The organism is Agrobacterium tumefaciens (assembly GCF_013337285.1).
Taxonomy (GTDB): Bacteria; Pseudomonadota; Alphaproteobacteria; order Rhizobiales; family Rhizobiaceae; genus Agrobacterium; species Agrobacterium burrii.
In genome coordinates, this window is sequence record NZ_SUPW01000007.1 from 212,760 (window position 1) to 230,622 (window position 17,863).

Genomic DNA, 17,863 nt, shown 5'->3' on the forward strand with positions numbered 1-17,863 from the left:
CAACATTCCCAAACAAAAAAGGAAAGCATCATGAACACTGCAATTCTTGGCCTTGTGCTGGCAGCACTTGCGACCCCCGCTCTGGCGGCCGGCAGCCACGCCGGCGGACACAGTGAAACCATGGCCGTCGGTGAGCCCGGCGACGCCACGAAAGTCACCCAGACCATCCGCGTCAGCATGAAAGAAACGCCGGATGGCAAGATGATCTTCACGCCCAACAACTTCAAGGTCCGCAAGGACCAGACCATCCGCTTCACCGTCAAGAACGAAGGCGAGCTCGATCATGAATTCGTTCTCGATGAAGAAGCAAAGGTCATGGAACACAAGGGGCTGATGGAAAAATTCCCCGAGATGGAACATGCCGATCCGAACGCCATCCGCCTGGCGCCTGGCAAGACGGGGGAAATCGTCTGGAGGTTCACCAATGACGGCGTCTTCAAGGTCGCCTGCCTTGTGCCCGGACATTACGACGCCGGCATGCACGGCGATGTCACCGTTGCCAAAAAGTAAGCAAACAAGGAAACCGACCCATGAAAACAATCATCAACACCACCCTCGCCACAGCCCTCTTTCTCGCCTCTGCCGCCGGCGCCTTCGCGCAGGAATTCACCTCCGGCACGGTGAAGAAACTCGATACCAAGGCCAAAAAGGTCACGCTTATCCATGAGGAGCTGAAAAACCTGGAGATGCCGGCAATGACCATGGTCTTCGAGGTCAAGGACGAAGCCATGCTGGCGAAATTGCAGGAAGGCGCCAAGGTGCAATTCGTCGCCGAACGGGTGAACGGCAAGCTGACCGTGACGCAGCTGAAATAACAGCAGCGGAACCTGCAAGGACCAGCGCGCACCCCTATCGGCAAAACCGGTGGGGGTGCGCCTCATTCGCCTGCGACGCGCTAGTCGCAGGCGGGTTTTCGCACCGGGCCGAAGACCACGAAGCTGATGGCGGCAAGCAGCCAGACGCTGATGCCAGCATACAGCATGACCAGACCGAAGCCATCCGCCAGCGCCTGATGGACGAGCACCTCCGATACGCCCTGCGCCGACGATCCGGCAGTTCCCGCAGCAACCTTTTCAGCGAGCAACTGCAACGTGTTCATATTCGTGCCGGACGGCAGGTTCGCCTGAAGCGAAGAGCGGACGCCCTCAACCAGAATGAAGCCCATGATCGGAATGTTGATGGCGAGCGAGATCATGCGCGCACTCATGTCTATGCCCGATGCCATGCCGGAACGCGCCGGCGGCACCGCACCCGTGGTCGTGTTGGTAACCGGCGTATTGGTCAAGCCGAGCCCGATGCCGGAAAGAATGCAGCCGGGCAGCATGGTAAGCCAGTTCGCATTTTCGATGCCGCTGCCCAATTTCATCAGCATGAAACCGAGACCGATGGTGAAAAGCCCGGCCGGTATGACAAGGCGTGGCTGATAACGCAGGGACAGACGCTCTGCCAGCGGCGGCATCACCAGCGCCGGCAGCGTGTAGGCAAGCAGGCCAAGACCGGCGGTGACGCTGTCATAACCGAGACCCGCCTGAAACCAGATCGGCAGATAGATCATGAAGGGCCAGAAGCTGATATTCATTGCCGCCGAGCCGATGATGGCCCCGGAAAACGGCCGGATGCGGAACACGGAAAAATCGAACATCGGCCTTGGCGTGAGCTTTTCCACGATGAGAAACGCGATGAAGCTCGCGACGGACCCAGAAAGGATCAATAGCGCCGCCTGACTGGCAAAGCCGAGTTCAGGGCCTTGGGTGATAAAAAAGGCAAGGAGGAACACGGCCAGCGACAGCGTGGCGATACCGGCAAGATCAAGACGGGTCGCTTCCGGATCAAGCGATTCCCGCACGCCGCCCACCGCGAGCAGCAAGGTGCCCACGCTGAGCGCCACATGAACGAGGAACACCCATTCCCAGCTCCACAGCGCGACGATGGCCCCGCCGATGATCGGGCCAAAGCCCAGCCCTACGCCGGAGACGATGCCCCACCAGCCGAATGCCATGCCGCGCTCGCCGGCCGTTCGGAACTGGTGCGACAGGATGGCGATCTGGCACACCAGCATCGCACCGCCGCTCAGTCCCTGAAGGAAACGTGCCGCGATCAGCACCACCACATTTTCCGTCATTCCACAGGCGAGAGATGAAAGCGCAAAAGCGGCAATGCTGGCAATGAAGACACGCTTGCGGCCGAAGCGGTCGGCCAGCGCACCTGTCGCCATCAACACCACCGTCACGCCGATCGTATAGGCATTCATGATCCACTGAAGCTGCCGGAAATCCGCATGCAGCACCTGTTCGAGTGTCGGCAGGATTGCCGGAACGCTGGAGATCTCCAGTCCGAACATCAGGGCGGAAAGACAGACGGCAGCCAGCGCCATGGCGCTTCTGCTGCCTGCTTGTTCGATAACGGCAAGGGTCATTCTTCAGCCTTTCAAGGGTCGGATCGCCAAAGCGAAATCCGGTCTGCGAGATTAGGCGCAACCTAGCCAAAGCTTGACCATAACTGAATTGGATGATTGGCTATTTCAGAGACAACAAATTGGAATTACCGATATGCGCACGCTGGATGTGGATGCCGTCGAGGCTTTTGTCACCATCGCCGATATGCAGAGCTTTACCCACGCTGCCGAAGCGCTGGGAACCACACAAGGCGCCATCAGCGTCAAGCTCAAACGGCTGGAAGACCGGCTCGGCCAACGGCTGCTCGAACGCACGCCTCGTTCGGTGCGGCTGTCGGCGCAAGGTGCGGTATTTCTCGCCCCCGCCCGCGAATTCCTCGCCGCGCATGATCGTGCCCTCGCCGGCCTTTCATCTCCGCGTCGCCGCTTCGGCCTTGGCATTGCCGCCCATGTTGCCGGGCCAGAGGTGCCGACCCTTCTGGCGCGGCTCAATGCCCATGATCCCGGACTGACGATTGAAGTGCGCATGGACAATTCCCGTGTGCTGCTGGACGCCTTCGACCGTGGCGAAATCGACGCCGCGATCATCCGGCGTGAAGACGACCGGCGCGACGGCGAGGTACTGGGACCGGAGCATTTCGGCTGGTACGCCGCTCCGCAATTCGAACACCGTCAGGGTGAACCCCTGCGACTGGCAGCACTTTCACCCGCCTGCGGCGTGCGCGACATCGCCGCCCGCGCGCTGGATTCGGCCGCCATCGCCTGGACGGAGGTGTTTCTTGGCGGCACCTCGTCGATGGTTACGGCCGCGGTCTCGGCCGGTCTTGCCATTTCCGCCTTTTCCTGCCGTCTTGCACCGCCCGGCACGATCGAGGTCAGCCAGCGCTTCGGCCTGCCGTCTCTGCCCTCCACCGAGGTCGTGATGTTCTCCACCCTCACCGACAGCAGATCCCGCGAGGCGCTGCGCACGCTTGCCGCCGCATTCCGGGAGCATCGGCCGGGGTCGTAAGGAATGAGAATTGCCGGACAGACGGGACGCTGGATTTGCCTTGCCGACCCACCGTTCCGGCGTTATAGAAGAAATGTCGAAAAAGGCACGACTTGGTGTGGTCTAGCCCAAGTCCTTTCGGAAACGAAAGCTCTGTCCATGCCCCGCGCATGAGTCCCACGACGAACAACGACGCTTTCAAGGCGTCCAATTGTTCGTCCGTGTGGTTGTCAAAACGACGAGCCGCTCCGGTCGAACGACCAAGGAGCATATCATGTCAAATACCCCTCATATTTACGATGTCGTGATTGCCGGCGCCGGTCCCGTTGGGCTGTTTCTGGCCTGTGAGTTGCGGCTGGCAAAGCTCTCGGTGCTGGTCCTTGAGCAGGCCAGCGACCCTTCCTCGCCGCTCAAAAAACTTCCCTTCGGCATGCGCGGTCTTTCCGCACCCACCGTCGAAAGTTTCCATCGCCGGGGCCTGCTGGAGGACATAGCCGAAAATCAGCCGAAGAAAGAACAGCCAGACGGCAGCCATGGACTGACCGCGCACTGGATGCACCAGCAGCGCCGGCCAGGCGGCCATTTCGCCGGTATCCAGTTCTTCCACGACAATATCGATGCGTCGAAGTGGACCTATCGCCTGCCGGATTCGACGCCGGTTACCTTGGCCTCCAGCATGGAAGAGATCGAAGCCGTTCTGGAGAAACGCGCAACCGCCATGGGGGCCGAAATCAGGCGGGGCGCCGGCGTTGATGGTTTCGAACAGTCGGATGAGGCCGTGACCATTCGCGCCGGTGGCCAGATATTTCACGCACGGTGGCTCGTTGGCTGCGATGGCGGCCGCAGCACGGTGCGCAAGGCGGCCGGTTTCGATTTCGTCGGCACCGATCCCGAATTTACCGGCTATTCCGTTGAGATCGAAATGGCGGACCCTGAAAAACTCGCTCCGGGCCGCCACTACACGTCGACCGGCATGTATACCTATCAAAAGCCCGGAACGATCGCGATGGTCGATTTCGACGGCGGCCGGTTTCACCGAACCCAGCCGATGACAACGGAGCATGTGCAGACTGTCCTGCGGCATGTCTCCGGTACCGACGTCACGGTTACTGGCCTCAGACTTGCAACGACATGGACGGATCGCGCCTATCAGGCCACGACCTATCGCAACGGCCGGATATTGCTGGCAGGCGATGCCGCGCATATCCACTCCCCGCTTGGCGGACAGGGACTTAATCTCGGGCTTGGCGATGCGATCAATCTTGGCTGGAAACTTGCAGCGACGATCCGTGGCGATGCGCCGGACGGATTGCTGGACACCTATACCAGCGAGCGGCACCCGGTGGGTGCACAGGTCCTCGACTGGTCGCGCGCCCAGGTCGCTCTCATGCGCCCAAGCCGGAGCACGAGGGCGCTGGAGGCCATCATCCGCGACCTCATCGAGACCCGCGATGGTGCGACATATTTCGCCGAGCGCGTATGGGGTGTTTCCCTTCGTTATGAGCTTGGCGACCAACACCCACTTTTCGGCCGCAGCGTTCCGGATTTCGTACTGACCGATGGAAGGAAGACCGGCGAACTTCTGAGAGAGGGAAAAGCTCTGCTGTTGGACTTTGGCGCGAATGCATCGCTCGAAGCGTTGACTGGCCGCTGGAACGGGCGGGTTTCCTATGTCGCAGGCAACGCCATGGATGAGCTCGGATTGAGCGCCTTGCTGATACGTCCCGATGGCATCGTCGCCTGGGCCACGGAGTCCCTTCCTGACAGGGAGAAACTTATAGAAGCCGCTGACAGATGGTTCGGCGCGGCTTAAAGTACAGCTGAAGCGGGAAATCAGCTTATGTCAGGTTGAAAAATTCGCACTACCTCCTTGAAAGCACCAATGAAGTGCTTTATCTATTTCGCATGAGCACGAAACTTTTGTCCAACGTCGTTCTGGCACTCAATCTTTCGAAGGAAGACCGGTCTTCCCTCGAAGAAACGCTGCTTGCCTATCGGCGTGCGATGGCGATCCTCGATCAGACCGAAGGCGCCAACCTCGTAGCGCTGCATGCGGCCGCCTACGAGGAAATCAGGGTCAAGACAGGTCTTCCCTCCCGCATGGTGACGCTGGCTTTACGCGACCACAGCCAGCGTGATCCGCAGGAACCGGTGCGCGACATCCCGCTCGACAGCAAGCTGTTTTCGGTGAAGGGGCCGGACAGCCTCAGCATCGCCACCCTCTCGGGCCGCATCGTCGTGCCCTATACCGTTCGTGGCTATCACGACGGCTGGAATGACTTTTCAGAAGCGCGTCTCGTTTTTGAAGGCGAAACCATCAGCATCCATGCCGGCATAAAAACCGGCTTCCAACCGAACAGGGAGGCTTCGATGAACAATGAAGGTATTCTCGGGCGGCTCGGGCGTGTCATCGCCGGTGTCATGAACAACGCCGTCGATGCGGCGGAGGCATCCAATCCGGTTGCCGTCGCGCAGCAGGCGGTGCGGGAAATTGCAAAGATCGCCGAGGAAGCCCGCTCCGCCCTCGGCGTGGCGGTTGCCGCAGGCCATCGTCTGAAGGCCAAAGCCGCCGATCTCGATGAGGAAATTCAGGACCTCGACGACAAGATCAGGATCGGGCTGGAGAACGGTCGCGAGGATCTGGCCCGAGCCGCAACCGGGTTGCAGATCGATCTGGAAGCGCAGCGTGAAGCGCTGAACAAGGCGATCCTTGAGAATGCCGCCGAAATTGCCGAAGCGGAAACAACCTTGCGCAGCATCGCTTCCGCAAAAGCGGATGCGCAAAAGCGGCTCGAAGACGCCAAGCGCGCCGAACGCGCCACACCGGCGGCGGTCGATGCAACCCCGTCGCAGCGCAATGATCGGCGCCTGGCCGAAGCGCTCGAAGCCATCGAAAGGGTGACCGGCACCCCCGCCAAGCCAAATACCGGAGCAGCGGAGGTGGAAGAACTTGGTCGCATGCAGCGCCAGAGCGCCATCGAAGCACGGCTCAAGGCTTTCCGTGAGGGACAACGCTGATGGAGGGCATTGTCCAGCCAGGCACAGCGCCCTTCTGGATCGCCCTCTTGACGGTCGCCGGCCTTGGCATCGTTGAACTCGTCTCGGTCCTGCTCGGCGTGTCGGCCTCGGGACTGCTGGACGACAGTTTCAGCCACCATGCGCCGGGCGATACCGAAGCTGGATTACTTGGCAGCTGGATGTCCTGGCTCAATGCCGGCGGCGTGCCGCTTCTGGTTCTCGCGGTCATTCTGCTTTCGGCCTTTTCCGTCACCGGTTTCTTCATTCAGGGGCTGGCTTCCGCAACACTTCTCGGGCCATTGCCGCTTTCCGTGGCCGTGACCGGCGCCATTGCCGCCGCCATTCCGGCCACGCGGTCGCTTAGCCGTGCGGTTGCGAAGATCATTCCGCGCGATGAAACCAACGCGCTCGAGCAGGCCGACTTTCTGGGGCTTGTCGGCACGGTCACCATCGGGCCTCTCGATCAGGGCAAGCCCGGCACCGTGCGGGTCAAGGACCGGCATGACAATATTCACTTCCTGCGCGCACAGGCCGCATCCGGTCACACGATCGATACGGGTGCGCAGGTACTGATCGTCGATGGGGCGGATGGCCTTTTCCAGGCCATCCCCGCACCGCCGGATCTGGAAATTAATAATAGCGGGCACAACAGGGGTTAACTCACCATGGACTTCTTTTCTTTGAGCCTGATTGCCGGGGTCATCGTCACAGCAATCGTCGTCATCGGCATCATCATGGCATCGCTTTATACGCGTTCGACGCGCGATAAAGCCTATGTCAGAACCGGCCTTGGCGGCAAAAAAGTCGTTCTCGACGGCGGCGCGATCATTCTGCCGATCTTCCATTCCTATTCCTGGGTCTCGCTCAGCACATTGCGGCTGGAGGTGAAGAGGTCCGAATTTGAATCGTTGATCACCAAGGATCGCATGCGCGCCGATATCACCGCCGAATTTTACGTGCGCGTGAAGCCGGACGCCGAAAATATCGCACTCGCTGCCCAGACACTCGGCGACCGGACAAATGATGCCGATGCGCTGAAATCCCTAGTCGAAGCGAAATTTGTCGACGGTTTGCGCTCGGTTGCCGCAACCATGTCGCTGCGCGACCTGCAGGAACAGCGCGCCGAATTCGTCAAATCCGTGCAGGCGGCCGTCGCGCATGACCTGCAATCCAACGGTCTGGAACTGGAATCGGTGTCGCTGACGCGGCTCGACCAGACCGACATCAAGCATTTCAACCCCAACAACACCTTCGATGCCGAAGGCCTGACGGCACTGACGCGGATCACCGAGGAGCGCAAACGCGAACGCAACCAGATCGTCCGCGACAACGAAGTCGAGATCGCCACCAAGGACCGCGAAGCCGTTCTGCGTCGCCTGACCATCGAGCGCGAACAGCGCGATGCGGAACTGACGCAGGAACGCGATATCGCCAACAAAACTGCGGAAACCCGGGCAGAGGCAGCACGCGCCGAACAGGCGGCACGCCTGAACGAGGAAACCGCCAAGCTCGATACCGAACGCGGCATTGCCGAGCGGGATGCGGAAGCCCGTCAAGCGCGCGAGACCGCCCGCATCGAGGCCGAGCGCGGCATTGCCGAGCGCGAAGCTGAAGCCCGCAAGATCACCGAAACCGCCCGGATCGAAGCGGCAATCGCCGTTGCCCAGAAGGTGGAGCAGGAACAGGCTGCACGTGCCAAGGCGGATGAAGCCAAGGCAGCGGCCATTACCGCCGAAGAGCAGGTGGCAACCGCCCGCGAAGTGGAAATCGCCGAACGCGCCAAACGCATCGCCGTGATCGACGCCCGCAAGGCTGCCGAACAGGAAGCGACGGCGATCACCGTGAAGGCGGAAGCCGAGCGCGAAGCTGCGGAGAACCTCGCCGCCGCCGCAAAGATCGGTGCCGACGCCGAGGCACAGGCCGCAAAAATCCGCGCCGAAGGCATCATCGCGCTTGGCGATGCGGAAGCGCAGGCGGAGCGGGCGAAGAACGATGCACGCAACGCACTTTCCGGCGACATCATCGAATTCGAACTTGCCCGCGCAAGGATCGCCATCATCCCCGAGGCGCTGGCCGAGGCGATGAAACCCATCGAGAAGATTTCCGACATCCGCATCTTCAGCGCCGGCAATCTGGCCGGTGCGCTCGGCGGCGGCAGCGACGGCCAAAGCGGCAATGGCCTGGGCGATCTTTCAAGCCAGCTGCTGAGCTTTACTGCGCAGAAGCCGGTTCTAGACGAAATCCTTGCACAGGCAGGCTTCAAGGGGGCGGACCCGACACAGGCCCTTCTCGCAGCTTCGATCACGAATGGCACGGGCCGGCCAACGTCGGAAAAACAGCCACGTAAGGAGACGTAAGGAGGCCCCGGCACTCCTTCCGGCCGGCACTCCCGGCAACGACATCAAGCGCGGTCAATCTGACGATGGCCGCGCTTTTTCTGTTCTAGAGACACTCTCCGCGAGCCTGCCATGCGCATCGAAAGGGATGCGCATTAATCTTCCGGTGTTCGCTATTAATTAGCCGGCATTCAATTCACCCCGAGCAGTTTTCCGTGCCTGCAGTCCGACGATGAGTGCAGTACTCAATCCCACCAGCGGCGCAGTCACCTGCCACATCACTCAATCACCTCACCTCGCATCAGAAACTTCGCAAGCGCGACGGTCGAAACGAAGCCGAGAATTGCGAGTATCAGAATGAAAGGAAGATAAAGGGCGTTTCCGGTTTTGATCGCCAGCACCAGCGCCTGCAATATTCCAATATTGTAGATCGTATCGATCGCCATGACACGATCCTGTGCCCTCGGCCCCTTGATCAGGCGATATGCGGCGAATGCCATGGCAAGCAGAAGCATCCCCTGGGCAAGGGTGGTGGACCAGTAAATAATATCTGCGATCAACATCAACGGCACCGTTCAACAGGGTCGCGCCGAAGAAAAAATACCGGTCTGTTCAGGGCAATTATGAGAGATCATGGCCTTGCTCCACGTGTTCTTTAGACACGGGGCCGTCCCCATTTGATCCAGATGGCGCAGGTCGTCCTGCACGACTGCGTGCTATCACCAATGGCGCTTATCATCAAGGCGGCGGCCCGACTGCGCCATTGCTTTCAGGAGCCCTGCCATGCTATCGCTGACATCAACAGCTTGACAGAGCTTCGTTCGGGACGACCCGAATGCGACAGATTGCCGGGGACGACCCCAGATAGAGGTCGCCTGCAATGTCTGACAAATCTCCATCCTTTCTCCGCACTCCCTGGCCGAAACTCGTCGTGGCCTGGCTGGTCGTCGCCGTTTTCCAGCTGTCCGGCCAGTCATGGCTTTCGCCTGATATGACGCCAGCCATTGCCATCTCGTGCTTTCTCGTGCTCTTCGCCACAATCCTGATGGCGGCTTTCGGGGTCGTGAAAGAGGCCGATGAACTGGCCCATCAACTGGGTGAACCCTACGGAACACTCATTCTCACGCTGTCGATCGTTGCAATCGAAGTGATACTGATTGCGGCGGTGATGCTGGGGCCGAATGAGGCCCCGACGATCGGAAGAGATTCCATATTCGCGGTGATGATGATCATCCTCAACCTCGTGACAGGTATCTGCCTTCTGGCAGGCGCAATGCGTTATGGCGAGCAGGAATATAATGCGCCCGGCGCCGTTTCTTTCATTGCGATGACGGTCGTTCTGGCCGGCGTCGCGCTTCTGGTGCCGAACACGCTCCCCGCAGGCAATGGCACGTTTACCGCTCTCCAGGCCATCGTCATCTCCCTCGTGACCGTGATTGTCTACGGCAGTTTCCTCGCCCTCCAGATGGGGCGTTACCGCAGCCACTTCATGCAGCCCGCACCGGGCCGGATGTCGATCAGGCTGACAGAACCCCTCACGCGTCAGGCTCCAGATCATCCGACGGACGGTCATGCCAGCAAAAAGAACATCGTTCATTCGATGTTTCTGATCGGATTGCTGCTGCCGATCGTGCTGCTCGCACACGACCTCGCTATCGTCATTGATTACGGCGTTGCGCAGGCTGGCGCTCCGGTGGCCGTTGGCGGCGTTCTTATTGCGATCATCGTCTTTACGCCCGAATCGATCACGGCCGTAAAGGCCGCGTTGCACAACGAGACACAACGGGCAATCAATCTGTGCCTCGGCGCATTTGTTTCAACTGTCGGGCTCACGGTCCCGGCGGTCCTGACGGTCGGCCTCGTCACCGGCAAAACGGTGATCTTCGGAATTTCGCCCACCGAAACCATCCTGTTTGCCCTGACGGTTGCACTGACAACCCTGACCTATCTGGGGAGGCGAACCTCCGCGGCGCAAGGATTGTTGCATCTGATGCTGTTCGTCATCTTTGGTCTCCTGTTGTTTACGGCCTGAGACCACGGCATCGCGGGACGGCCCGCGCGCTTCAAACCAAACGGGGACGGCCCCATGATCGCGAGATTCATGATGTGGAACGCGCCGCGGATGCTCTATCGGGACATTTCTGAAACGGTCGCACAAAGTGCAAATCAACGCTCGCCAAGCTGGGTGACGCGGATTTCAGCGGCCTTGATCTTCGTTCTCGTCGCCAACCATCTGGTCCGGTTTTCCCGCGCCGATGCGTTTACCCGAAAACGATTGCCACCTGCCACCGATTTGGCTAGAAAGCCCTCGCACGGGACGACCCGTGCCTCGAAACGTTCCGGGGACGGCCCTGACTCTCAATCTTGGGATCAGAATGGCCGATATACCGAACACCCTCCCTATTTCTGACTTTCCATCACACGCACGGTCTTCCTGCGTCCGGCACAGCCGTGACTTCGAACACCGGCGCATCCCCGTCATTGTCGCAATTTACTGAAGGACCTGTCATGGCCGGCCCCATCGATCAATTCGAAGTCAAACCTCTCGTTGAAATTACAGTCGGGGATATCGACCTCAGCTTCACCAATGCTTCGGCATACATGTTTCTCACCGTCACACTGGCGAGTTCATTCCTGCTTCTGGCAACCGGCAAAGCCCGTCTCGTGCCCGGCCGCTGGCAATCGAGCGCGGAGATGCTTTACCAGTTCGTTGCCAAGACCCTGCGTGACAATGCCGGAGAGCAAGGCATGCGGTTCTTCCCCTTCGTGTTCTCGCTTTTCATGTTCATCCTGTTCGCGAACATGATCGGCATGTTTCCTTATGCCTTTACAGTAACGAGCCAGATCATCGTCACCTTCGGCCTCGCCATGATGGTGTTCGGCACCGTCACGCTCTATGGCCTGTTCAAACACGGCATTGGTTTTTTCGGGCTTTTCAAACCCGCAGGAATCCCGGCAATCCTGGCTCCCATCATCGTGCCGATTGAAATCATCTCCTATATTTCGCGCCCGGTCAGCCATTCCGTCCGCCTGTTTGCGGTCATGCTTGCGGGCCATATCACCCTGAAGGTCTTTGCAGGGTTTGTCGTCTCCCTCGCCAGCGTCAATGCGCTGGGGGTAATCGGCGCCATCGCGCCGCTCTTCATGACGGTCGCGATCACGGCTCTCGAATTCCTGATGGCCGGCATTCAGGCCTATGTATTCACCATGCTCACCTGCATGTATCTTAACGACGCACTGCATCCGGGACACTAAAGCATCAACCGCGTGCCGAGCGTTCTTGTCCGCAAGGCCCGCAAAAGGGACGTCAGGCGCGCTGACGTTCCCCGGAAGGCCGGTGTCTGCGTTCAAGGATCAAACGCAGAAGCCCGCCGGCACGCAAAATGGCGATTTCCCCACTTCTGCCGGAAGATCGATGATGCCGTAGCTGATGCCATTTACCTCACCGATCCAGGAGCGCCTCGACGGCAGGAATGTCGCACCGATACTCAGTACGGCGGCTGATCCGGACGGAGCAAACACCGTGCCGGCCGAGCAAGCCTCGTCACCCCAACATGCGGCGGCCCAATTTCATATGGCTGTCGCCTATGCCCCCAAGAATGCCCATCGCGCCTCCTACGAGCGGCTTCTCAATCAGGGCCAGCATATGCTACGTCTCCAGTTCGAATATCTGGAACGAACCGGCGACGGCAATCTTTTGACGGACGAGCATGAACCGATGCTGAAAGCAATCCGGGCGAAGAATGTCGAGCTGGCCGATGAACTGGTCCATGCCCGCACCCGGCAGTTTCAGGACAATTTCATCGCCTTCCTGCGTGAAAACTACACGACCGACATATCCTTCGGTCCGTCTGCAGCCGCGGAGTCATCATGTCCCTTTCACAGAAAATTGGTTTTATCGGAACCGGAGCGATCACCGACGCGATGGTGCGGGGCTTGCTCCTGAAGCCTGCGGCCGTGCCGCATGTCATGGTGTCAGCGCGCAACGCGGACATCTCGACCGGGCTCGCTGCCGATTTTCGGCAGGTGATTGTTTCTGACGATAATCAGGCTATCGTCGACGGTTGCAATACCGTCGTGCTGGCAATTCGGCCGCAGATCGCCGAAGACGTCATCCGCCCGCTGCGATTCCGGAATGGGCAGAAGGTCATCAGCGTCGTTGCCGCAACCAGCCGCGAAGTGCTTTTCGACTGGATCGGCGCGGATGTCAGCCTAACGCAGGCGATTCCCCTGCCTTTCGTCGCACGGCGCAGGGGCGTCACGGCCATCTATCCACCGGATGCCAATACGTCGGAAATTTTTAACAGTCTTGGCAATGCGGTCGAATGCGAGACAAAGGCGGAATACGATCTTCTCGCCGCCGCTAGTGCCCTGATGGCCACCTATTTCGGCATCATGCAGCATACGACCGAATGGCTGGCCGAAAACGGCCTGCCGAACGAAAAGGGCCGCGCCTATCTCGCCCCGCTCTTCGCCGGTCTTTCCGAAGTGGCACAGCTTGCCGACAAGGACACCAGCTTCCTTGATCTCAGCGGTGAATTTGCCACCAAAGGCGGCTTAAACGAGCAGGTTTTGCAGGATTTTGACCGTAATGGCGGCTCCAGCGCGCTGAAGGGAGCGTTGAGCCGTGTCTTTGAGCGGATCATAAAATAGCCCGCGGCGGTGCATGACAAGGCCCGCGATAAACAGACCAACTGCCCGCCCAGATGGCGATGCTGGATTAGTGCCGATACTTACGGCAGATGCCCGATCCCGACGCTCGTCTTACGCAGCAACTTCTCCACCATCGCAAGCAGGGAATTGAGTGGCCGGTCGTCACGGTAAAAGGGAACGTCTGCGCGAACACGCCGGTAGAGGGCGTGGGTGCCGGGCGCCATAACGGCTTCTCCCGGCTGCATGTCATAGGCCTGCGTCGCACATATGATCTCAATCGAAAGAATGGTTTCCAGATTGGCGATGATGGAAAGCGCCTTGTCGGCCGCCGGCGTGGCGTGGGTGAGAATATCCTCCTGCAAGGCGGAGGTAATGCCGCCATCCAGACTGGCGGGCGCAGCCAGCCGCCGGTTTTCCGCCACCAGCGCCGCCGCCGTATACTGAATGATCATGAAACCGGAACAGACACCGCTGCCTTCCGCCAGAAAAGCCGGCAGGCCGCTGACCAGCGGATTGACGAGACGGTCGATCCGGCGCTCCGCAATGCTTGCCAGTTCTGCAGCTGCTACGGCCAGACTATCCATGGCAAGCCCCAATGCCGCGCCAACCGCATGGGCCTGCGAATGCACCTGCGGCATATCAGGCGAACCGGTAACCACCGGATTGTCCGTAACACTTGCCAGTTCGCGATTCACCACTTCGCCGATCTGAGCGACGCTGTCGCGAATGGCGCCGTGGATTTGCGGCACGGCACGAAGACTGAGCGGATCCTGCGTGCGCGACCCAGCCGAGCGAGCCAAGAGGGGACTATCCGCCAGCAGATGGCGGAGATTGTTTCCAACGGTCTGAAGCCCCGGGGATGTGCGCAGAGCAAGCGGCACCGCCGAGAAAGGATCGGGCTGCGCGCCCAGATTTTCATAACTCATTGCTGCGGCCGCATCCGCCCAATCCAGCAGATTTTCCATTTTCGATAGCGCCAGACAGGCAAGGCCGGTGGCGCATGGCGTTCCGTTGACGAGGCTCAGCCCCTCCTTGGCCAGAGGCACAAGCGGAGAGAGACCGACCGCTGCCAGCGCCTGCCCGCCGGAAAGCTTTTCACCATCACGCACCGCCTCGCCTTCGCCGATCAATACCAACCCGATCGCCGCGGCATGGGTGAGATACCCGACCGAACCGCGCGAGGGAATGACGGGCAAAACATCCGCATTCAAAAGGGCCAGCAGCGCCTCGACGGTTTCCACGCGGATGCCGGAAAAACCATGGGCGAAATTGACGATCTGCGCGGCCATGATGGCACGTGTCTGCTCCCGCCCCAGCGGCTCTCCGACCCCGCAGGAATGGCTGAGCAGGATGTTTCGCGACAGGGCCTGTTGCCGATCCCTGTCCACGATCACATCGCACAGGGCACCGACACCGGTATTGATGCCGTAGCCGCGCACGCCTTTCGACACCAGCGCCTCGACAATGTCACGCGCCGCAGCGATACGCTTCCACGCGGCATCGGCAAGCTGCAGTCGTGCACCTTTTGCCACCATGGCGACATCCCGCCACGAGATGCCCTGATCGATGATAACGCTCTCAATCATGGTGGGCGACCGCCGCGCCCATGCGGCGCTGCACGAAGCGGGCGACGTAATCATTAGCGGGGCGATTGAGAATATCGTCCGGCGTTCCGACCTGCACCAGTTTCCCGTCCTTCAGAATCGCGATCTGCGCACCGATCCGCAGCGCCTCATCAAGATCATGCGTGATGAAGACGATGGTTTTCGAGAGATTCTTCTCCAGCTGCAGAAGCTGATCCTGCATATCGGCGCGGATCAGCGGATCGAGAGCGGAAAATGCCTCATCCATCAGAATAACGTCGGTATCGGCAGCGAGAGCCCGCGCAAGGCCGACACGCTGCTTCATGCCGCCGGACAGTTGATGGGGCATCTTGTTTTCATAGCCGGCAAGCCCGACGGTCTCGATCCATTGCATGCCGATCGGGTTTGCTTCCGCCTTTGAGAGGCCGCGTACACGCTGGCCATAAACGACATTCTGCATAACTGTGCGGTGTGGCATGAGGCCGAAATTCTGGAACACCATGCTGACACGGCGATTGCGGAAGTCGCGCAGGTCCTTGGCGTTCAGATCAAGCACATTGCTGCCGCCAACCAGGATTTCACCGCTCGTCGGTTCGATCAGACGGTTGATATGGCGCACAAGCGTCGATTTTCCGGAACCCGACAGTCCCATGATGACGAAGATGCGGCTGCCGGCGATATCGAGGCTGACATCGTCGAGACCGACGCTGCAACCGGTCTTGGCCAATATTTCAGCCTTGTCGGCACCGTCCTTCGTCATGGCGAGCGCGGCTTTCCAGTTACCGCCGAAAATCTTGGAAACGTTACGGATTGCGATATCAGTCATCGCCGCGCTCCTTCCGGCTGGATTGGCCGAAGCCCTGCGTAATACGGTCGAGGACGATGGCAAGAATGACGATGCCGAGACCCGCCTCGAGGCCCTTTCCGACATCCAGTGTCTGAATCCCGTTCAGGACCTGTTCGCCCAGACCACGCGCGCCGATCATCGAGGCTACGACCACCATGGAAAGAGCCATCATGATCGTCTGGTTCAGACCGGCCATGATCGTGGGTGTGGCCAGCGGCAGCTCCACCCCGAACAGGATCTGCGACGGGCTGCTGCCGAAAGCGGTTGCCGCCTCCACCACTTCGCGATCCACCTGGCGGATGCCGAGATCGGTCAGGCGGATCAGCGGTGGTACGGCATAGATGATGGTCGCGAGCACTGCCGGGACCTTGCCAAGACCGAAAAGCATGATTGCCGGGATCAGATAAACGAAACTCGGCATCGTCTGCATGACGTCAAGGACAGGCAGCGTGATACGCCGCATGATCTGGCTCTTTGCGAGCCAGATGCCGACCGGGACACCGATGATAATAGAAATCAGGCTGGCGATGAGCATCAGCGCCAGCGTCTGCATCGTCAGGTCCCAAAGGCCGAGGGCGCCGACGACCAGCAGCATGACCCCGACCATGAGGACAAGCGAAATCTTGCGCGCCGCAAACCATGCCAGCACCAGAAAGGCAAGCAGGACCAGCCACCATGGCAGGCCGCGCAATATCCATTCCATGAACAGGATAACCTGCAGAATGGTCTGCGAAATCGCCTTGAACACGAAGCCATAATTGACGACCAGCGACTGGACGAACTCATTGATCGGGCCACGAATGGAAATATGAAAAGTCTCAGGAAACATCGGGTGGCGTCCTCGCACTTTGCCGTCTTCCGTCCCCGACGGTCACGGCTCTGACGGGAAAAGAAAAAGCCGCATGCCAATCCGGTATGCGGCCCCGTGATTGCTACTTGATCGCGGCTTCGATGCGGGTTTTGGCCTCCGGCGACACCCATGCGCCCCAGATATCGCCCTTGGTCTTCAGGAAGCGCGTCGCTGCGGCTACCGCATCGGCCTTTTCGTCAACCATGTAAGCGAGGCTGGAATTGACCTCCTCGAGCGGGAAGGTCGCCTTGCCGAGGATTTCGATGATATCCGGCGCAGCCTTGGCGAAGTCGCTGTTGACGCCATAAGCAACCTCAACCGCAGGGAAAGCGCATCCCGCCTCCCGCTTGCCATCGGCGCTTGTCAGGTCCTTCCAGCAGGCTTCGGTGTAGGCCGGCTCGGAAAGCTGCACGAGCTTGTATTTGCCCATGATTGCGGTCGGGCTCCAGTAATAGAAGAGCAGCGGTTCGCCCTGAAGATAGGCGGCGCTGATCCCCGCATCCAGCGCCGTGCCCGTGCCGGGGCGGAAGTTCACGTAGGTCGTGTCGAGCTTGTAGGCCTGAAGCTTGGCGGTATTGACACCCTCACAGGTCCAACCCGATGGGCAATTGAGAAAACGCCCCTTGGACGGCTCTTCGGGATCCTGAAAGAGGGCGGCGATCTTCGGATCGGAAAGCTGCTCGACACTTTTCAGGTCGGGGGCCTTTGCCTCTATGCCCTTTGTGGCGTCGCCCTTGATCAGATATTCAGGAACGAACCAGCCTTCGGAGGCGCCCACGAAGGTCTTGCCGACCGAGGTAACCTGTCCTGCGGCAGCGGCCTTGTTCCAGACGTCGGACCGGCCGATCCATTCCTCAGCGAAAATCTGAACGTCGTTATTGGCCGTGGCCTGTTCCAGGGTCACCGAATTGCCGGGAATGGAATCAACCTTGCAATCATATCCCTTCGACAGAATGGCCTTCATGACTTCGGTGACGAAGGCGCCGCTTTCCCAGTCGATGCCGGCGAAAGTAACGGTCTTCCCCTCGCCGCAATAGCTGGCTGCATGGGCCGACCCCAAGGGCAGCGCCGCAAACAGGGCAGTGGCGGCAAGCGCGAATTTAAATTTTGCATTCAACATCTTATTCCCCTTTTTGATTGATGGTTGGCATGTTGTCGGCACAAATTCATGCGGTGCCGGCGCAGGATCTCCC

At 59.8% G+C, this 17,863-nt stretch carries 17 protein-coding genes and 1 pseudogene; 12 read left to right on the top strand and 6 right to left on the bottom strand.

The annotated features are described in order from the left end of the window. Positions 1-30 precede the first annotated feature (30 nt). On the top strand, positions 31-510 hold the full coding sequence (locus tag FCH38_RS18775) for a cupredoxin domain-containing protein (protein ID WP_153515669.1): 480 nt from the start codon (positions 31-33) through the stop codon (positions 508-510). 20 nt (positions 511-530) lie between these two features. Continuing rightward, a complete protein-coding gene (locus FCH38_RS18780; protein ID WP_149901293.1) occupies positions 531-815 on the top strand; it encodes a copper-binding protein in 285 nt (94 codons plus the stop codon). Positions 816-895: 80 nt separating this feature from the next. Here FCH38_RS18780 and FCH38_RS18785 read toward each other — a convergent pair whose 3' ends face one another. Further along, on the bottom strand, positions 896-2,416 hold the full coding sequence (locus FCH38_RS18785; RefSeq protein ID WP_174374718.1) for an MFS transporter: 1,521 nt from the start codon (positions 2,414-2,416) through the stop codon (positions 896-898). A gap of 133 nt (positions 2,417-2,549) precedes the next feature. Between FCH38_RS18785 and FCH38_RS18790 the strand changes: the two genes are divergently transcribed. The 5 genes from FCH38_RS18790 (at position 2,550) to FCH38_RS18810 (ending at position 8,758) form a co-directional block, all read left to right on the top strand. Then, positions 2,550-3,404 carry a LysR family transcriptional regulator gene (locus FCH38_RS18790; protein WP_174374719.1) on the top strand — a complete coding sequence of 285 codons (855 nt, stop codon included), beginning with the start codon at positions 2,550-2,552 and terminating at the stop codon, positions 3,402-3,404. Positions 3,405-3,657: 253 nt separating this feature from the next. Further along, positions 3,658-5,196 (top strand): FAD-dependent monooxygenase, encoded by a 1,539-nt coding sequence (locus FCH38_RS18795; protein WP_174374720.1) that lies wholly within the window; start codon positions 3,658-3,660, stop codon positions 5,194-5,196. Between the two features lie 92 nt (positions 5,197-5,288). Further along, on the top strand, positions 5,289-6,401 hold the full coding sequence (locus FCH38_RS18800) for a PspA/IM30 family protein (RefSeq protein ID WP_174374721.1): 1,113 nt from the start codon (positions 5,289-5,291) through the stop codon (positions 6,399-6,401). Further along, positions 6,401-7,060 carry an OB-fold-containig protein gene (locus FCH38_RS18805; protein WP_174374722.1) on the top strand — a complete coding sequence of 220 codons (660 nt, stop codon included), beginning with the start codon at positions 6,401-6,403 and terminating at the stop codon, positions 7,058-7,060. The genes FCH38_RS18800 and FCH38_RS18805 overlap by 1 nt, the downstream gene beginning before the upstream one ends. 6 nt (positions 7,061-7,066) lie before the next feature. Next, on the top strand, positions 7,067-8,758 hold the full coding sequence (locus tag FCH38_RS18810; protein WP_149901299.1) for a flotillin family protein: 1,692 nt from the start codon (positions 7,067-7,069) through the stop codon (positions 8,756-8,758). A 257-nt stretch (positions 8,759-9,015) separates the two neighbouring features. Here the strand turns inward: FCH38_RS18810 and FCH38_RS18815 are convergent, their stop codons facing one another. Beyond that, positions 9,016-9,300: a K+/H+ antiporter subunit F gene (locus tag FCH38_RS18815; RefSeq protein WP_149901300.1), complete on the bottom strand. Its 285-nt coding sequence runs from the start codon at positions 9,298-9,300 to the stop codon at positions 9,016-9,018. Positions 9,301-9,617: 317 nt separating this feature from the next. Here FCH38_RS18815 and FCH38_RS18820 point away from each other — a divergent pair, with 317 nt between their 5' ends. The 5 genes and pseudogenes from FCH38_RS18820 to FCH38_RS18840 all read left to right on the top strand — a co-directional run bounded on the left by FCH38_RS18820 (position 9,618) and on the right by FCH38_RS18840 (position 13,390). Beyond that, positions 9,618-10,769, top strand: a complete 1,152-nt coding sequence (locus tag FCH38_RS18820; RefSeq protein WP_174374723.1) for a calcium:proton antiporter — start codon at positions 9,618-9,620, stop codon at positions 10,767-10,769. Between the two features lie 54 nt (positions 10,770-10,823). Continuing rightward, positions 10,824-11,147, top strand: coding sequence for a hypothetical protein (locus FCH38_RS18825; protein ID WP_174374724.1), 324 nt, complete (start codon positions 10,824-10,826; stop codon positions 11,145-11,147). Between the two features lie 98 nt (positions 11,148-11,245). Beyond that, entirely contained in the window at positions 11,246-11,992 is a 747-nt protein-coding gene (locus FCH38_RS18830; RefSeq protein WP_149901302.1) for a F0F1 ATP synthase subunit A, read from the top strand. A gap of 301 nt (positions 11,993-12,293) precedes the next feature. Next, positions 12,294-12,602, top strand: a pseudogene (locus FCH38_RS18835) (FCD domain-containing protein); the annotation flags it as partial. A gap of 5 nt (positions 12,603-12,607) precedes the next feature. Next, the gene (locus FCH38_RS18840) at positions 12,608-13,390 is read left to right on the top strand and encodes a pyrroline-5-carboxylate reductase (protein WP_174374726.1); all 783 of its coding nucleotides are present in this window, start codon (positions 12,608-12,610) and stop codon (positions 13,388-13,390) included. A gap of 80 nt (positions 13,391-13,470) precedes the next feature. Here the strand turns inward: FCH38_RS18840 and FCH38_RS18845 are convergent, their stop codons facing one another. From FCH38_RS18845 to FCH38_RS18860, 4 genes are all read right to left on the bottom strand, one after another. After that, on the bottom strand, positions 13,471-14,976 hold the full coding sequence (locus tag FCH38_RS18845) for an HAL/PAL/TAL family ammonia-lyase (RefSeq protein ID WP_174374727.1): 1,506 nt from the start codon (positions 14,974-14,976) through the stop codon (positions 13,471-13,473). Then, on the bottom strand, positions 14,969-15,799 hold the full coding sequence (locus tag FCH38_RS18850; protein ID WP_174374728.1) for a quaternary amine ABC transporter ATP-binding protein: 831 nt from the start codon (positions 15,797-15,799) through the stop codon (positions 14,969-14,971). The genes FCH38_RS18845 and FCH38_RS18850 overlap by 8 nt, the downstream gene beginning before the upstream one ends. Further along, positions 15,792-16,649, bottom strand: a complete 858-nt coding sequence (locus FCH38_RS18855; RefSeq protein WP_174374729.1) for an ABC transporter permease — start codon at positions 16,647-16,649, stop codon at positions 15,792-15,794. The genes FCH38_RS18850 and FCH38_RS18855 overlap by 8 nt, the downstream gene beginning before the upstream one ends. Before the next feature lie 103 nt (positions 16,650-16,752). Further along, a complete protein-coding gene (locus FCH38_RS18860) occupies positions 16,753-17,790 on the bottom strand; it encodes an ABC transporter substrate-binding protein (RefSeq protein WP_149901307.1) in 1,038 nt (345 codons plus the stop codon). Positions 17,791-17,863 lie beyond the last annotated feature (73 nt).